The sequence below is a fragment of the Microbacterium sp. ProA8 genome, from assembly GCF_039905635.1.
Classification (GTDB): Bacteria; Actinomycetota; Actinomycetes; order Actinomycetales; family Microbacteriaceae; genus Microbacterium; species Microbacterium chionoecetis.
Window position 1 is genome coordinate 272,769 of the sequence record NZ_CP157000.1, and the last position, 17,924, is coordinate 290,692.

Below are 17,924 nucleotides of genomic sequence, written 5' to 3' on the forward strand. Positions count from 1 at the left end.
CCATGGACTACGGACACGCGCTCGAATTCGGCGCATTCATCACCCCGGCGGCCGCGACCCCCGAGGCCCCCGTGCTGCTGGCGCAGGCGGCCGAGGCATCCGGTCTCGATCTCGTCACCTTCCAGGACCACCCCTATCAGCCCGCGTTCCTCGACACGTGGACGCTCATGTCGTTCGTCGCGGCGCGCACCGACCGCATCCGGATCGCGCCGAACGTGCTCAACGTGCCGCTGCGCCCGCCCGCGGTCGTGGCGCGGGCGGCGGCCAGCATCGACCTGCTCTCGGGCGGCCGTTTCGACCTCGCGCTCGGCGCCGGCGGCTTCTGGGACGCGATCGAGGCCATGGGCGGCACGCGCCTGACGCCCGGCCAGGCGGTCACGGCGCTCGAAGAGGCGATCGACCTCATCCGCGAGCTGTGGCGCACCGATCAGCGCGGCGGCGTGTTCACCGACGGCCGGTACCACCGGGCGCACGGGGCGAAGCGGGGTCCGCGGCCCGCGCACGAGGTGCCGATCCACATCGGCGCCTACAAGCCGCGCATGCTCTCGCTCACCGGTCGCAAGGGCGACGGCTGGCTGCCGTCGCTCGGCTACATGCAGCCGGGCGACCTGGCCAAGGGCAACGCGGCGATCGACGAGGCGGCGCAGTCCGTCGGCCGCGATCCGCGTGAGATCCGGCGCCTCCTCAACGTGGGGCAGCTCGCCGCCGACCCGGGCGAGTTCGCCGAGCGCCTCGCGCAGCTGGCGCTCGAGGACGGCATCGGCACGTTCATCCTCGCGGGCGACGACCCGAACCTGCTGCAGCGCTTCGGCGAAGAGGTCGCGCCGGCGGTCCGCGAGCGCGTCGCGGCCGAACGGGGCGCCCGCGGCGTCTCGGCCGCACCGGCCCGCTCATCGGCCGCGCTCGCTGCGCGCCGCGACGGCATCGCCTACGACGACGTGCCGGCAGGCCTGCGTGCGATCGAGCCCGGTGACTTCGAGTACGGCGACGTGCGCGCCACCTACATGCGCGGCGGCGCGCCGGGGATCGTGCTGCAGCCGGCGTCGGCCGAGCAGGTCGCAGAGGCCATCGGCTTCGCGCGGCGGCATCCCGAGCTTCCGCTGTCGGTCCGCAGCGGCGGGCACGGCATCAGCGGCCGGAGCACCAACGACGGCGGCATCGTGATCGACCTCCGCAACCTCGACGGGATCGAGGTGCTCGACGCCGATCGCCGCCTCGTGCGCATCGGGCCCGGCGCCCGCTGGGCGCAGGTCGCGGCCGTGCTCGGCGAGCGCGGCTGGGCGCTCACCTCCGGCGACTACGGCGGCGTGGGCGTCGGCGGGCTCGCCACCGCGGGCGGCATCGGCCTGCTGGCGCGGGAGCACGGCCTGACGATCGACCACCTCCGCGCGGCCGAGGTGGTGCTCGCCGACGGCTCGATCGTCCGGACGGATGCCTCCACCCACCCCGACCTGTTCTGGGCGGTCCGCGGAGCCGGCGCCAACGTCGGCGTCGTCACGGCGTTCGAGTTCGAGGTCGACGAGGTCGGCCAGGTGGGCTACGCGCAGCTCGCGTTCCAGGTGGACGACGTCGCCGCCTTCCTCGAGGGCTACGGCCGCATCGTCGAGGCGTCGCCCCGCGACCTCACGCTGTTCCTGCTGACCGGCGGCCCCCGTCCCGGCCAGCCGCAAGTCGTGCAGCTGTACGGCGTCGTGGATTCCGACGACCCCGACACGATCATCGCCCGCCTGCAGCCGTTCGCCGAGCTCGCGCCGCTCGTGCAGCAGTCGGTGCAGCTGACCACGTACGCGCAGATCATGGCGAACGCCGACCTCGGCCCGCAGCACGGCGCGGGCGAGCCGCACTCCCGATCGGGCCTCATCGAGCACGTCACGCCGGCGTTCGCCGCGGCGGCGACACGGATGCTGGAATCCGGCGCCGTGCCGTTCTTCCAGCTCCGCGCGGTCGGCGGGGCGGTGGCCGACGTCGCCGAAGACGCGACGGCCTACGCGAGCCGGTCGGCGAACTTCTCCGTGGCGGCCCTCGGCTCCCACCCGGACCGCCTCGACGCCCAGTGGCGCACGCTGGCCGCGCACGTGAAGGGCTCGTATCTCAGCTTCGACTCGTCGGAGCGGCCGGAGCGCATCGCCGAGGCCTTCCCGCCCGCGACGCTCGCCCGGCTGCGGGCGATCAAGGCGGCATACGACCCGACCAGCGTCTTCCGCGACAACTTCGCCGTCGAGCCGGCGGCGCCCGCCGAGGCGGACGCCGCCTGAACGCCGCCTGACGCCGCCGCGGGCGCGGCCTGGGTCCGCGGCATCCGTCCTCTCCCTCCTCTCCCGTTTCCGCGCTCGGGGCGCGTTATCTCCGTCGGGGCGCAAGATCTGCGCCCCAGCGGAGCGAATGCGCCCCAAACCTGAGGTGGGTGGGGCGGACGCCGCCTGACGCCGACGGCGCGGTCTGACGCCGTCGCCTGACCGGTCGCGCGGGCGGCGACGGCTGGGCGCGTCCCACTTTTCTCCCGTCGTGTCCCACTTAAGCGCGCAAAGCGGCCCGCATACGCGCGAAAGTGGGACATGCTCATCTGGGCCGGGCATGCCGTGCGTTCGGGGCGCACGCCGCGCGCCCCGAAGGTTCGCGGTGCGCCCCAAACCCGGGAGGGCGCCGCCGACGCAGCCCTCGCCGACGCTGCGGAGTCCGACGCGGCCTGGGCCGCGGCATCCGTCCTCGAGTTTCGGGGTTTGGGGCGCACGCCGCGCACTTGGGGCGCACGCCGCGCGCCCCGAACGTTGGCGGTGCGCCCCAAACCCGGGGTGGGTGGGTCGGGAATGCCCGGGCCTGCGCCGGGCTGGGCTCGGAAGAGGGATCGAGCAGGATTCAGGAAGCGCGGTGTCCGCATCGCCGGGCAGACTGTGGGCATGGCAGAGAACCCCCCTTCGCACGTCGCCGATTCGCACGAGGTCATCCGCGTCGTGGGTGCGCGCGAGAACAACCTCAAGAACGTGTCGGTCGAGATCCCGAAGCGGCGGCTCACGGTCTTCACCGGCGTGAGCGGCTCGGGCAAGTCGTCGCTGGTGTTCGGCACCATCGCGAACGAGTCCCAGCGGCTCATCAACGAGACCTACCCCACGTTCGTGCAGCAGTTCATGGGGCAGCTGAGTCGTCCCGACGTCGATGCGCTCGAGAACGTCAGCCCCGCGATCATCGTCGACCAGGAGCGCATGGGCTCCAACGCGCGGTCCACCGTCGGCACCGCGACCGACGCCCACGCGATGCTGCGCCTGCTGTTCAGCCGCATCGGCCAGCCGCACGTCGGCTCGCCGCAGGCCTTCTCGTTCAACATCCCGTCGGTGTCGGGGGCGGGCGCGATGACGATGGAGAAGGGCGGCAAGACGGTCCAGGAGCGCCGGTCGTTCGAGATCACCGGCGGCATGTGCCCGCGCTGCGAGGGCCTCGGCGAGGTGAGCGACGTCGACCTCGACGAGCTCTACGACAAGACCAAGTCGCTCGCCGAGGGTGCGATGACGGTGCCGGGCTACAACGTGGACGGCTGGATGGTGAAGGGGTTCACCGAGTCCGGCTTCGTCGACCCGAACAAGGCGATCCAGGACTACACCGCGCAGGAGCGCGAGGACTTCCTCTACAAGGAGCCGACGAAGGTCAAGATCAACGGCATCAACATGACCTACGAGGGTCTCGTGCCCAAGATCACCAAGTCGTTCCTGCAGAAGGACCGCGACTCGCTGCAGCCGCACGTGCGCGCCTTCGTCGATCGCGCGGTCAAGTTCATGCCGTGCCCCGACTGCGGCGGCTCGCGGCTGAACGAGGGCGCACGGTCGTCCAAGATCAAGGGGATCAGCATCGCGGATGCCGCGGCCATGCAGATCACGGACCTCGCGGAGTGGCTCGAGACGGTGGACGACCCCTCCGTCGCGCCGCTGATGAGCGGGCTGCGGCAGGCGATCGCGTCGTTCATCGACATCGGCCTGGGCTACCTGTCGCTGGACCGGTCGTCGGGCACCCTGTCGGGCGGCGAGGCGCAGCGCACCAAGATGATCCGCCATCTCGGCTCGCCCCTCACGGACATCAGCTATGTCTTCGACGAGCCGACGGCCGGGCTGCACCCGCACGACATCGAACGCATGAACCGGCTGCTGAAGCTGCTGCGCGACAAGGGCAACACCGTGCTCGTGGTCGAGCACAAGCCCGAGGTGATCCAGATCGCCGATCACATCGTCGACCTCGGGCCGGGCGCCGGTCGCGCCGGCGGCGAGGTGCAGTACGAGGGGGATGTCGCGGGCCTGCGCGCGTCGGGCACCATCACCGGCCGCCACCTGGACGACCGTGCGCGGCTGAAGCCGTCGACCCGCGCGCCGAAGGGTGCCCTCGAGATCCGCGGCGCCACCCAGCACAACCTGAAGAGCGTCGACGTGGATGTGCCGCTCGGCATCCTGACGGTCGTCACGGGCGTGGCGGGCTCCGGCAAATCCTCGCTCATCCACGGCAACGTGCCGGCCTTCGACGACGTCGTGGTGGTCGACCAGGCGCCGATCAAGGGCAACCGGCGCTCGAGTCCCGCCACGTACACCGGCATCCTCGACACCGTCCGATCCGCCTTCGCGAAGGCCAACGGGGTGAAGCCGGCGCTCTTCAGCGCCAACTCCGAGGGTGCGTGCCCGGCGTGCCGCGGCCTCGGCGTGATCATCACGAACCTCGGCTTCACGCAGACCGTCGAGACGCTGTGCGAGCTGTGCGAGGGGTCGGGCTTCAGCGACGAGGTGCTCGAGTACACGTTGCACGGCAAGAACATCGCAGAGGTGCTCGCGATGTCAGCCTCCGAGGCGGCCGCGTTCCTGGGCAAGGGGCCAGCCCAATGATCGACGTGGGCCTCGGCTATCTCACGCTCGGTCAAGCGCTGAACACCCTGTCGGGCGGTGAGCGCCAGCGCCTCAAGCTGGCGATCTCGATGTCGAAGAAGGGTGCGATCTACGTCCTCGACGAGCCGACCACCGGCCTGCACCTCGCCGACGTCGAGAACATGCTCGGGATGCTGGACCGCCTCGTGGAGGCGGGCAACAGCGTGATCGTCATCGAGCACCACCAGGCCGTCATGGCCCACGCCGACTGGATCATCGACATCGGTCCGGGTGCCGGCCACGACGGCGGCGCGATCGTGTTCGAGGGGACACCGGCGGACCTCGTCGCGAGCGCCGACACCCTCACGGCGCAGCACCTGCGTGAGTACGTCGGCGCGTCAGCGGTCGCCGCGACCGGCTCGTGATCCCGCGCGGCTGATCCGTCCCACCGGGCGGAGGCGCTCGGGCGTGCGAGCACACCCGTGGATGGGTGTTTGTCCCCATCGATGCCCTCTGATCAGGCCGATTACCATTCGGATGTTGGCACTCCCCGTCCAATAGCACCCCCTGCGGCGGGTTAGGCTGAACCGTCCCCCACTGTCTTTGCGAGCGCCCGACGCCCCACGTCGGGTCGCGACGCCACGTACAGACGCACGACACCCCGGAGGCCGAGGTTCGATGAGGTCTTTCACCTGGCTTCGCGCGCGCCCTCGCGCGCTCGCATCGGCCGGCGCGGTCACGGCTGCCGCCGTCACGATCACGACGCTCGCGTTCGTCTATCAGGGCGTGCCGACCACCGAGGTCGACCTCCACGACGGCGGTGTCTGGGTCACGAAGCGCTCGAGCCTCCTCGTCGGCCACTTCAACCACGAGTCGCAGGTGCTCGACGGCGGCCTGCGCACCACCAGCGACGACTACGACATCCTCCAGTCCGGCCCGACGGTGCTCATGGTCGACGAGGCCGGCTCGACTGTGGGCGTCATCGACCCGGGGATGGTCGCGATGTCGGGAGCCGCGGCCCTGCCGGGCGACGCCGATGTGGCCCTCGGCGGCGAGACGGTCGCGATCCTCGATCGCGCGTCGGGGGATCTGTGGGTCGTCCAGAGCCAGAGCGTGGGGACGTTCCAGATCGAGGGCGCCGACCCGGTCGTCAACGTCGGGAAGGGCGCGGATGTCGCGGTCGGCCTCGACGGCGTCGTCTACGCGGCCTCGTCCGAGAGCGCCGAGCTGGTGACGATCCGCACCGGTGCGGACGGCACCCTCGAGGACCCGTCCCGCAGCGGCCTGCCCGGCCTGGATGACAAGGCGGAGCTGTCGATCACGGCGGTCGGCGACAAGCCGGTCGTGCTCGACGCCGCCACCGGCACCGTCATCGTCGACGGCCGCGCGACGGTCGTCGAGGGCGGTCGCAGCGCCGCGCTGCAGCAGCCCTCCGCCGCGTCCGACGCGGTCTCGCTCTCGACCGAGTCGGCCTTCGTGCGCGTGCCGTTCGACGGCTCCGATCCGACGGCGGTGAAGGCCGGGTTCGAGGGCGCACCCGCTGAGCCCGTCTGGCTCGACGGCTGCGGCTACGCCGCGTGGACCGGCTCGGGCCGGTTCGTGCGGGACTGCGCGGGCGAGGGCGACGACCTCGCCGTCGACATCGACGGCATCGAGCCGACGTCGCTGCTGAAGTTCCGCGTGAACCGGGACGTCGTGGTGCTCAACGACGTCATCGGCGGGGCCACGTGGATGGCCGCCGAAGACATGCAGCGGGTCGACAACTGGGATGAGATCACTCCTCCCGAGGGCGAGACGGAAGACGACGAGCAGACCACGGAGGAGACGACCGAGACGGTTCTCCCCGAGCGCTCCGAAATCAACACCCCGCCCGACGCCAACGACGACGACCTCGGCGTCCGCCCGGGCCGCACCACCATCCTTCCCCTGCTCGACAACGACAGCGACCCCGACGGTGACGTCCTGACGACGCGCGTGCTCGACGGCGGTCCGTCGGTCGGCGACGTGCAGTCGATCGAGAACGGCCGCGCGCTGCAGATCGCGGTGCCCGAGGACGCGCAGGGCACGACGTCGTTCGGTTACGAGGTCGCCGACGGTCGCGGCGGCACCGACACCGCGCGCGTCTCGCTCTCGGTGCACGGCTGGGACGTCAACGCCGCACCGACTCAGAAGCGCGTCACGACGGTGGCTGTCGAAGCCGGCGGCACGATCACCTACAACGTGCTGCCCGACTGGATCGACCCGGACGGCGACGACGTGTTCCTCAGCTCCGTCGTGCCGGCCGAAGGTGACGAGGCCGACTTCACGTCGGACGGCCGCATCACCTATCGGGCGGTGGGCGGCACGCAGGGTCGTAAGGACGTCGAGATCACCGTCTCGGACGGCTCGGACGTGACCGTCGGCACCGTGCGCTTCGACGTGCGACCCGTCGGCTCGATCGACCCGGTCACGAATGCGGACTACATCGCCGTGCGCACGGGTCAGACCGCGACGGTGTCGCCGCTGGCCAACGACGTGGGTGCGGGCCGTGAGCCGCTGCGCCTGGCGCGCGTCGATCCGGTGAACGGCGCCGACATCGTCCCCGACTACGCCAGCAAGACCTTCACCTTCCGCTCCGCGACGCCCGGCACGTACTACGTCCAGTACCTGGTGGCGGCGGGCGCCGCCGGCATCCCCGGCATCGTGCGCGTCGACGTGATCCCCGAGGGCGAGACCGATCTGCCGCCGGTCGCCGTCCGCGACGTCGCCCTGCTGCCCAGCGGCGGCGAGGTGCTCGTCAACGTGCTGACGAACGACTCCGATCCCTCCGGGGGCATCCTCGTCGTGCAGTCGGTGACCGTCGAGCCGAACTCCGGGATCGCGGTCGCCGTGCTCAACCACGAGACGCTCCGCATCAGCGACCAGGGCGCGCTCTCGGAGCAGGTGCGCATCTCTTACCGCATCTCGAACGGCTCGCAGTCGGCCGAGGGCGACGTCATCGTCATCCCCATTCCGGCGCCCGCGCAGCTGCGGCCCCCGGTCGCCAACGACGACCAGGTCGTGGTGCGCGCCGGCGACGTCGTGACGATCCCGGTGCTCGACAACGACTACCACCCCAACGGCGACACGATCCACGTCGCCTCCGACCTCGTGCCGCCGCTCACCGATCCCGAGGACGGCGAGGTCTTCGTCTCGCAGGACACCGTCCGCTTCCGAGCCTCCGACGAGCCCGGCACCGTCTACGCGACCTACGAGACCGTCGACAGCACCGGACAGAAGGATGCCGGCTACATCACCATCCAGGTGATCCCGGTGAACGCCGAGACCAATGCGGCGCCGCGACCCCGCGACCTCACGGCGCGGGTGCTCGCCGGCAGCCGCGTGAACATCGCGGTGCCCCTGGACGGCATCGACGACGACGGCGACTCCGTGGAGCTCGTCGGAATCGCATCGTCGCCCGGCAAGGGCCGCGTCGTCGAGACGGGTTCGGACTCCTTGGTCTACGAGGCCTTCGACGACACCGCCGGCGTGGACACCTTCACCTATCGCGTGCGCGACCGCCTCGGTGCGGAGGCGACCGCGACGATCCGCATCGGCATCGCGCCGCCCGAGGGCGTGAACCAGGCACCCTATGCGGTCAAGGACTCCGTCATCATGCGGTCCGACCGCTCGGTCGCCGTGCCCGTGCTCGCGAACGACTCTGACCCCGACGGCGATGAGTTCGGCATCGTCAAGGACGGGCTGATCTTGCCTGACGTCGCAGGCCTCGAGGCGAAGGTCCAGGGCAACCGCGTCGTCGTGACCTCTCCGTCGGAGCCGGTCGAGACGTCGCTGCGCTACACGATCCGCGACGCGCGAGGCGCCGAGGCGAAGGCCGTGCTGCAGATCACCGTCGCCGACGACGTGCCGCTGCAGAAGCCGATCGCGCGCGACGACTACGTCCGCGCGGCCGATGTCGAAGAGGGCGTCGTCGACCTCGAGGTGCTCGCCAATGACGAGGATCCCGACGGCACCGTCGAAGACCTCGAGCTGACCGTGGCCGACGCGACGTCGCGGGTGCTCGCGGACGGCAGGGTGCGGATCACGCTCGACGACACCGACCGCCTCCTGACCTACACGCTCACCGACCGCGACGGGAACGAGGCATCCGCCTTCATCCACGTGCCGGCGCTGTCGTCGCTGCCGCCTACGCTGCTGTCGACCGAGCCGGTCGAGGTGAAGAGCGGCGAGACCGTCGAGCTGCCGCTCGCGGAGCACGTGCGCGCGGCGGGCGGCGGCAAGGTCGTCATCACCGAGGCCGCCAAGGTTACGGCCGCGCACCACGACGGCTCGTCGCTCATCAAGGACCAGACGACGCTGGTATACACCTCGGCCGCGGGATACTTCGGGCCCGACGCGATCACCTTCGAGGTCACCGACGGCACGGGTCCCGACGACCCGGAGGGCCGCAAGGCGACGCTGTCGCTGCCGATCACCGTGCTGCCGCCCGAGAACCAGCAGCCGACCTTCGTCAACGGGCAGATGGATGTTGCGCCCGGCGAGGACGCCGCGGCTCTCGACCTGGGCGGGCTCACCACCGATCCCGACCCCGAGGATGCCGACCGCATCCAGTACACGATCGTCGGCGGTGCGCCCGACGGCATGACGGCGTCGATCGAGGACGACGAGCTGCGCGTGAGCGCCGCGACGGAGACGAAGAAGGGCACCGCCGCGACGATCCGCCTGCGCATCGACGACGGCACCACCGAGCCCGTCGAGGGGGCCGTCACCGTCCGCGTGATCGCCTCCACACGTGACCTCCCGATGGCGAACGATGACATCGTCCCCGAGGCGCATCAGGGCAAGACCGTCACCGTGCCGGTTCTCGGCAACGACGTGAACCCGTTCCCCGACAAGGCGCTGAAGATCACCACGGCGATCCTCGAGACCGGACAGGGCGATGTGGAGGTCGCGGGCGATCAGGTCGAGGTCACCCCCGACGCGAAGTTCTTCGGAACGATGGTCGTGCGCTATCGCGTGCAGGATGCCACGGGCGATCCCGACCGCGAGGTCGAGGGCCGCATCCGGCTCACGGTGCAGGGCAAGCCCGACGCGCCCGGCACCCCGACCGTCTCGAGCGTGCAGGACCGCACGGTCGTGCTGTCGTGGACGCCGCCGGCCAACAACGGCGCCGAGATCGAGCGCTACCTCGTCTCGTCGACCGCGGGCAACTACGAGAAGGAATGCCTCGCGACCACGTGCACGCTCGACGGCCTGACGAACAACGTGAAGTACAACTTCACCGTCGTGGCGGAGAACCGCGTCGGTCCGTCCGACCCGTCGGCACCGTCGGAAGAGGCGCGCCCCGACGCGCGGCCCGACACCCCGGCGGCACCGACGCTGACCTTCGGCGACAAGAGCCTGAACGTCGCATGGGTCACCCCTCCGACGCCGGGTTCGCCCGTCCAGCACTACACGCTCGAGATCTCGCCGGCTCCGCCGTCGGGCATCTCGCAGAAGACCGAGGTCGTCGGCAACTCGATCGTGTGGGAGGGGCTCCAGAACGGCGTCGCATACCAGGTGCGCGTGCAGGCGCACAACCTCGCACCCGACCCGTCGAGCCCCAGTCCGTGGTCGGTCACCGAGATCCCGGCACGTGCGCCCGATGCGCCCGGTGCCCCGACGACCGCTCGCCTGGAACCGGTCGGCGCGCAGGCGCAGATCCGCGTCTCGTGGAACAAGCCGGCCGACAACGGCGACGCGATCGACGGCTACCAGCTCGACGTGATGCAGGGATCCAGCGTCGTCCGCACGATTCCCGTCTCGGCCGGCGAGACCAGCCAGGCGGTCGTCGTCAACACCTCGACGACGGACTACACGTTCCGCGTCATGGCGCAGAACAAGGCCGGCTGGGGTGCCTTCAGCGCCGCCTCCGCCCCGCAGCGCGGGTTCACGCCTCCCGGGGCGCCGCCGAACGTGTCGGCTTCGACCCCGAGCGGCAACAGCGCGATCACGGTGTCGTACGGAGCGGCCGCCGGCAACGGCGCGAGCGCGGGCGAGCTGAGCTACCAGTACTCGCTCAACAACGGCGGCTGGGCGGCGATGCCGGGCAGCAACGTCATCGGCAACCTCTCGAACGGCACGACCTACACGGTCCGCGTGCGCGCCGTCGCCACCGTCGGGGGCGTCCAGGAGCCGGGCGCGGCGTCGGCGCCGTCGAATGCCGTGATCCCGTACGGCCCGGTGCGCAACCCCACGGTCTCGGCGACGGCGAACGGCCGCAGCATCACGTACCAGTGGAACGCGCCCAGCGCCAACGGTCGCGCCATCACCCAGATGCAGATCCGCATCGACGGGGGCAACTGGCAGAACGTCGCGAACAGCGGCTCCACGTCGGCCACCTACGGCTACGCCGAGACGCACCGGGTCGAGGCGCGCGCGCAGGATGCCGCCAACCAGTGGAGTGCCGTCGTCTCCGACTCGGCGCGCACGGTGGATCCCCCGCAGCCTCGCGCGTGGACGAGCCGAGGCTCCAGCGCGCAGGGCATGCCCGGTTGCAGCTCGGCCGCGTGCTCGTACTTCGTCTTCAACGTCGAGAACTGGGTGCCGGGCACCTACACGCTCAGCTGCAACGACGGCGAGGGGCGGTGGAGCAGCAACCAGTACCAGGTCGGCGCGAACGACAGCGTGCGGCTGAGCTGCTACTCGGGCTATCCGGGTTCGAAGTGGGTCAGCTACAGCGGGCCGGGGGGCTCCGGCAATGCCGAAGCAACGACGTGGTAGCGCGCGGCGCACCCACGACGGGGTCGGATTCCCGGATCGCCGATCGATGGGTGTTTGTCCCCATCGATCCGCTCTGATCAGGGGGATTAGCATCTTCGTCGTTGACACTTCCCGTCCAATGGCACCCCGTCTGTCGGGTTATGGTGGAACGTTCCCTGATGTCTTCGGTGAGCGCCGGACGCCCCACGTCCGGTCTCGGCGCCACGTAGAGACGCACGACACCCCGGAGGAGGCCGAGGTTCGATGAGGTCTTCCGCATGGCTGCGCGCTCGTCCGCGCGCGCTCGCTTCGGCGGGTGCGGTGACCGCGGCCGCGGTCACCCTCACGACCCTCGCATTCGTCTATCAGGGCGTGCCCACCACCGAGGTCGACCTCCACGACGGCGGTGTCTGGGTGACGAAGCGCTCGAGCCTCATGGTCGGCCACTTCAACCACGAGTCGCAGGTGCTCGACGGCGGTCTGCGAACGACGAGCGACGACTACGACATCCTCCAGTCGGGGGCTACGGTCCTCCTCGTCGACAACGCCGGCTCTGCGGTGAGTGTGATCGACCCGGGGATGGTCGCATTGTCGGGGGCCGCCAGCCTGCCCGGCGACGCGAAGGTCGTGCTGGGCGGCACGACCGCCGCCATCCTCGACCGCGCGTCGGGCGATCTGTGGGTGCTGCCCGCCGAGAGCATCGGATCGTTCCAGATCGAGGGCGCCGATCCGACGACGAACCTCGGCGAGGGGGCGGATGTCGCGATCGGCGTCGACGGCATCGTCCACGGCGCGTCTGCCGAGACCGCCGAACTGGTCACGATCCGGATGGGCGCCGACGACGCCCCCGAAGAGGCGGTGCGCGCCACCCTGCCCGGGGTCGACGAGAAGTCCGCCCTGTCGATCACCTCGGTCGGCGACAAGGCCGTGGTGCTCGACACCTCCGACGGCACGGTCATCGCGGACGGTCGGGAGACCGAGATCGACGGCGGGCGTGATGCCGTGCTGCAGCAGCCCTCGGCTGCCGCCGATGCCGTCTCGGTGTCGACGGCGTCCGCCCTGGTGCGTGTGCCCTTCGACGGCTCCGAGCCCACGACGGTGAAGGCGGGCGGTGATGGCGCGCCGGCGTATCCGGTGTGGCTCGACGGCTGCGCCTACGCCGCGTGGAGCGGCTCCGGCCGCTTCGTGCGCGACTGTGCGGGTGACGCCGGCGATCTGGATGCCGACATCGACGGCGTCGAGCCGACCTCGCTGCTGCAGTTCCGCGTCAACCGCGACGTCGTGGTGCTCAACGACATCGTCGGCGGCGCGACGTGGATGGCGGCCGAAGATCTGCAGCGCGTCGACAACTGGGACGAGCTGACCCCGCCCGAGGGCGAGACCGAAGACGATGAGCAGACCACCGAGGAGACGACCGAGACGGTCCTCCCGGAGCGCTCCGACATCAACACGCCGCCCGACGCGAACGACGACGACCTCGGCGTCCGTCCGGGCCGCACCACGATCCTCCCGCTGCTCGACAACGACAGCGACCCCGACGGCGACGTGCTGACCACGCGGGTGCTCGAGGGCGGCCCGTCGATCGGCGACGTGCAGTCGATCGACAACGGCCGTGCGCTGCAGATCGCGGTCCCCGATGACGCCTCGGGGTCGGCATCCTTCGCTTACGAGGTCTCCGATGGCCGCGGCGGCACCGACACCGCGCGCGTCTCGCTCTCGGTGCACGGCTGGGACGTCAACGCCGCACCGACCCAGAAACGTGTGACGACCGTCGCGATCGAAGCCGGCGGCACCATCACCTACAACGTTCTGCCCGACTGGATCGATCCGGACGGCGACGACGTGTTCCTCGGCGCGGTGACACCCGCGGAGGGGGACGAGGCCGACTACACGTCGGACGGGCGCATCACCTATCGCGCGGTGGGCGGCACGCAGGGTCGAAAGGACGTCGAGATCTCGGTCTCCGACGGCACCGACGTCACGGTCGGCACGGTCCGCTTCGACGTGCGACCCGTCGGCTCGATCGACCCCGTGACCAACGCCGACTACATCGCGGTCCGCACCGGGCAGACGGCGACGGTGTCGCCGCTCGTCAACGATGTGGGCGCCGGCCGCGAGCCGCTGCGCCTGGCCCGCGTCGACCCGGTCCCGGGCACAGACATCGTTCCGGACTACGCGAACAAGACCTTCACCTTCCGCTCCGCGATGCCGGGCACGTACTACGTGCAGTACATGGTGGCCGCGGGCGCCGCAGGTGTGCCGGGCATCGTGCGGGTCGACGTGATCCCGGAGGGTGAGACGGATCTGCCCCCGGTGGCGGTGCGCGACGTCGCGCTCCTGCCGAGCGGCGGCGAGGTGCTGGTCAACGTTCTGACGAACGACTCGGATCCGTCCGGCGGCATCCTGGTGGTGCAGTCCGTCACCGTGGAGCCGAACTCCGGCATCGCGGTCGCGGTGCTGAACCATGAGACGCTCCGCATCAGCGACCAGGCCGCCCTCTCGGAGCAGGTGCGCATCACGTACCGCATCTCCAACGGCTCGCAGTCGGCCGAGGGGGATGTCATCGTCATCCCGATCCCGGCGCCCGCGCAGCTGCGCCCTCCGGTCGCGAACGACGACCAGGTGGTCGTGCGCGCCGGCGACGTCGTGACGATCCCCGTGCTCGACAACGACTACCACCCCAACGGCGACGCCATCCACGTCGCCCCCGACCTCGTTCCCCCGCTGATCGATCCTGAGGACGGCGAGGTCTTCGTCTCGCAGGACACCGTCCGCTTCCGGGCATCGGACGAGCCCGGCACCGTCTACGCGACCTACGAAGTCGTGGACAGCACCGGGCAGAAGGACGCCGGCTACATCACCATCCAAGTGCTGCCGGTCAACGAAGAGACCAATGCCGCTCCCCGTCCGCGCGACCTCACCGCTCGCGTGCTCGGCGGCACCCGGGTGCGCATCGCCGTGCCGCTGGACGGCATCGACGCCGACGGCGACTCGGTCGAACTGGTCGGCCTGGCATCCTCGCCGGGCAAGGGCCGCATCACCGAGACCGGCTCTGACTATCTCGTCTACGAGGCGTTCGACGACACCGCCGGCGTCGACACCTTCACCTATCGCGTGCGCGACAGGCTCGGTGCGGAGGCCACGGCGACGATCCGGGTCGGGATCGCCCCGGCCGAGGGCGTGAACCAGGCGCCGTACGCGGTGAAGGACGCCGTCATCATGCGGCCCGACCGCTCGGTCGCCGTGCCGGTGCTCGCCAACGACTCCGACCCCGACGGCGACGAGTTCGGCATCGTCAAGAACGGGCTCATCCTGCCGGATGTTGCAGGCCTCGAGGCGAAGGTCGAAGGCAACCGCGTCGTCGTGACCTCTCCGTCGGAGCCGGTCGAGACGTCGCTGCAGTACACGATCCGTGACGCCCGCGGTGCCGAGGCGAAGGCCGTGCTGCAGATCACGGTGGCCGAGGATGTTCCGCTGCAGAAGCCGATCGCACGGGACGACTACGTGCGCGCGACCGACGTGGAGGACGGGGTCGTCGATCTCGAGGTGCTCGCCAACGACGAGGACCCGGACGGCACTGTCGACGACCTCGAGCTGTCGGTCGCCGACTCCGACTCGCGCGTGCTCTCGGACGGCAAGGTGCGCGTCACCCTCGGCGACGCCGACCGCCTCGCCACCTACACGATCACCGACCGCGACGGCAACGCGGCATCCGCGTTCATCCACATCCCCGCGCTCTCGTCACTGCCGCCGACGCTCGTCTCCACCGAGCCGGTCGAGGTGAAGAGCGGCGAGACCGTCGAGCTGCCGCTCGCCGATCACGTCCGGTCTGCTGACGGTGGCAAGGTCGTCATCACGGAGGCGGCCAAGGTCACCGCGGCGCACAACGACGGGTCCTCGTTGATCAAGGACCAGACCACCCTCGTCTACACCTCGGCCCCCGGATACTTCGGCCCCGACGCCATCACCTTCGAGGTCACCGACGGCACCGGCCCCGACGATCCCGAAGGACGCAAGGCCACGCTGACCCTGCCGATCACCGTGCTTCCGCCCGAGAACCAGCAGCCGACCTTCGTCGACGGGCAGATGGATATCGCACCCGGTGAGGACCCGGCCACTCTCGACCTGGGCGGTCTCACCACCGATCCGGACCCTGAAGACGCGGACCGCCTCGAGTTCGACATCGTCGGCGGATCGCCGGACGGCATGACGGCGTCGATCGACGATGACGAGCTGCGCGTCAGCGCCGCCGCGGAGACGAAGAAGGGCACCGCCGCGACGCTCCGCCTGCGCATCACCGACGGCACCACCGAGCCCATCGAGGGCACCGTGACGATCCGCGTGATCGCGTCGACACGCGAACTGCCCACGGCCAACGACGATGTGATCGACGAGGCCCACCAGGGCAAGACGATCACGGTCCCCGTGCTGAGCAACGACGTGAACCCGTTCCCCGACAAGCCGCTGAAGGTCACCACCGCGGTCCTCGAGACCGGACAGGGCGACGTCGACGTGGCGGGCGACCAGGTGCAGGTCACCCCCGACGCGAAGTTCTTCGGCACGATGGTCGTGCGCTATCGCGTGCAGGATGCCACGGGCGATCCCGACCGCGAGGTGGAGGGCCGCATCCGGCTCACGGTGCAGGGCAAGCCCGACGCGCCCGGCACCCCGACCGTCTCGAGCGTGCAGGACCGCACGGTCGTGCTGTCGTGGACGCCGCCGGCCAACAACGGCGCCGAGATCGAGCGCTACCTCGTCTCGTCGACCGCGGGTGACTACGAGAAGGAATGCTTCGCGACCACGTGCACGCTCGACGGCCTGACGAACAACGTCGAGTACAACTTCACCGTCGTGGCCGAGAACCGCGTCGGTCCGTCCGACCCGTCGGCACCGTCCGAGACTGCGCGGCCCGACGCGCGGCCCGACACACCGGCCGCACCGTCGCTGGTCTTCGGCGATCGCAGCCTCTCGGTGTCGTGGGTGACTCCGACGACGCCGGGCTCCCCGGTCGAGAAGTACAACCTCGAGATCTCGCCGGCGCCTCCGTCGGGCATCAGCCAGAAGACCGATGTCGTCGGCAACTCGATCGTGTGGGACGGGCTGCAGAACGGCGTCGCGTACCAGGTGCGCGTGCAGGCCCTCAACCGCGCGCCCGAGCCGTCCAGCTGGAGCACGTGGTCGGTCAGCGAGATCCCGGCCCGCGCGCCCGACGCGCCGGCCGCGCCGACGACGGCGCGCCTGCAGCCCGTGGGATCCCAGGCTCAGATGCAGGTGACGTGGAGAGCGCCCGCCGACAACGGCGATGCGATCTCGGGGTACCAGCTCGACGTCCTCCGCGGATCGTCGCTGGTCAACTCCATCCCCGTCGCGGCGGGGCAGACGAGCCAGGCCGTCGTCGTGGACACCTCGACCACCGACTACACGTTCCGGGTGCGCGCCCAGAACAAGGCCGGCTGGGGTCAGTTCAGTGCCACCTCGGCGCCGCAGCGCGCGTTCACGCCGCCCGGGGCTCCGACGAACGTGACCGCACGTGAGGGCGACCGCTCGCTCACCGTGTCCTTCCAGCCCGGTGCGTCCAACGGGGCGAACCCCGGTGAGCTGAGCTACCAGGCGTCCGTGAACAACGGCGGCTGGCAGGCTCTGGCCGGCAACGGCGTCATCGGCGGACTGACGAACGGGACGAACTACTCGGTGCGGGTCAGGGCCGTCGCCACGGTGAACGGCGTCAGCGAGCCGGGCGCCGAGTCCGCCCCCTCCAACACCGTGAAGCCCTACGGGCCGGTTCGCAACCCGAACGTCAGTGCGACGGCGAGCGGAACGAGCATCACGTTCCGCTGGAGCCCGCCCGCCGAGAACGGTCGCGCCATCACCGCGATGCAGATCCGCATCGACGGCGGCTCGTGGCAGGACGTGGCGCTGAGCAACTCGCGGACCAACAACTACGGCTACAGCGAACGCCACACCATCGAGGCGCGGGCGCAGGATGCCGCCGGCCAGTGGAGCGGGATCGCCTCGGACGCCGCCACCACGGTGGAGGCGCCGAAGCCCAGGGTGTGGGTCACGAAGGGAAGCTCCGCACAGGGCCAGGACAACTGCAGCACCGCGCAGTGCGCGTACTTCCTGGTGCACACCGAGAACTTCCCCGCGGGCGACTACTCCGTCTCCTGCAACGCGACCGGCCCCTGGGGCGGCACGCCGTTCGCCGGCGGCGCGACGCGGCACCTGCCCGCGAACGGGACGGTGCAGCTGGGCTGCTACTTCGGTGACGACGGCGAGCAGGTCTGGGTCTCGATCGGCGGCTATGGCGACAGCGAGCGGCGAACCTGGCAGTAGCGAGAGCTGCGAAGACGACTCATGAAAAGGAACGAA

At 70.6% G+C, this 17,924-nt stretch carries 3 protein-coding genes and 1 pseudogene; all 4 read left to right on the plus strand.

The window, feature by feature from the left end; translation table 11 throughout:
• Positions 1-2: 2 nt before the first annotated feature.
• Positions 3-2,255 (plus strand): LLM class flavin-dependent oxidoreductase, encoded by a 2,253-nt coding sequence (locus ABG085_RS01290; protein ID WP_347977645.1) that lies wholly within the window; start codon positions 3-5, stop codon positions 2,253-2,255.
• 642 nt (positions 2,256-2,897) lie between these two features.
• Positions 2,898-5,260: pseudogene (locus ABG085_RS01295) on the plus strand (excinuclease ABC subunit UvrA).
• Positions 5,261-5,513: 253 nt separating this feature from the next.
• The gene (locus ABG085_RS01300; protein WP_347977646.1) at positions 5,514-11,576 is read left to right on the plus strand and encodes an Ig-like domain-containing protein; all 6,063 of its coding nucleotides are present in this window, start codon (positions 5,514-5,516) and stop codon (positions 11,574-11,576) included.
• Between the two features lie 243 nt (positions 11,577-11,819).
• Positions 11,820-17,888 carry an Ig-like domain-containing protein gene (locus tag ABG085_RS01305; protein ID WP_347977647.1) on the plus strand — a complete coding sequence of 2,023 codons (6,069 nt, stop codon included), beginning with the start codon at positions 11,820-11,822 and terminating at the stop codon, positions 17,886-17,888.
• Positions 17,889-17,924 lie beyond the last annotated feature (36 nt).

What these genes read in the sequence shown, in the direction of transcription:
- ABG085_RS01290 (WP_347977645.1), top strand. Translation starts at nt 3, where the DNA reads ATGGACTACGGACACGCGCTCGAATTCGGCGCATTCATCACCCCGGCG.
- ABG085_RS01300 (WP_347977646.1), top strand. Translation starts at nt 5,514, where the DNA reads ATGAGGTCTTTCACCTGGCTTCGCGCGCGCCCTCGCGCGCTCGCATCG.
- ABG085_RS01305 (WP_347977647.1), top strand. Translation starts at nt 11,820, where the DNA reads ATGAGGTCTTCCGCATGGCTGCGCGCTCGTCCGCGCGCGCTCGCTTCG.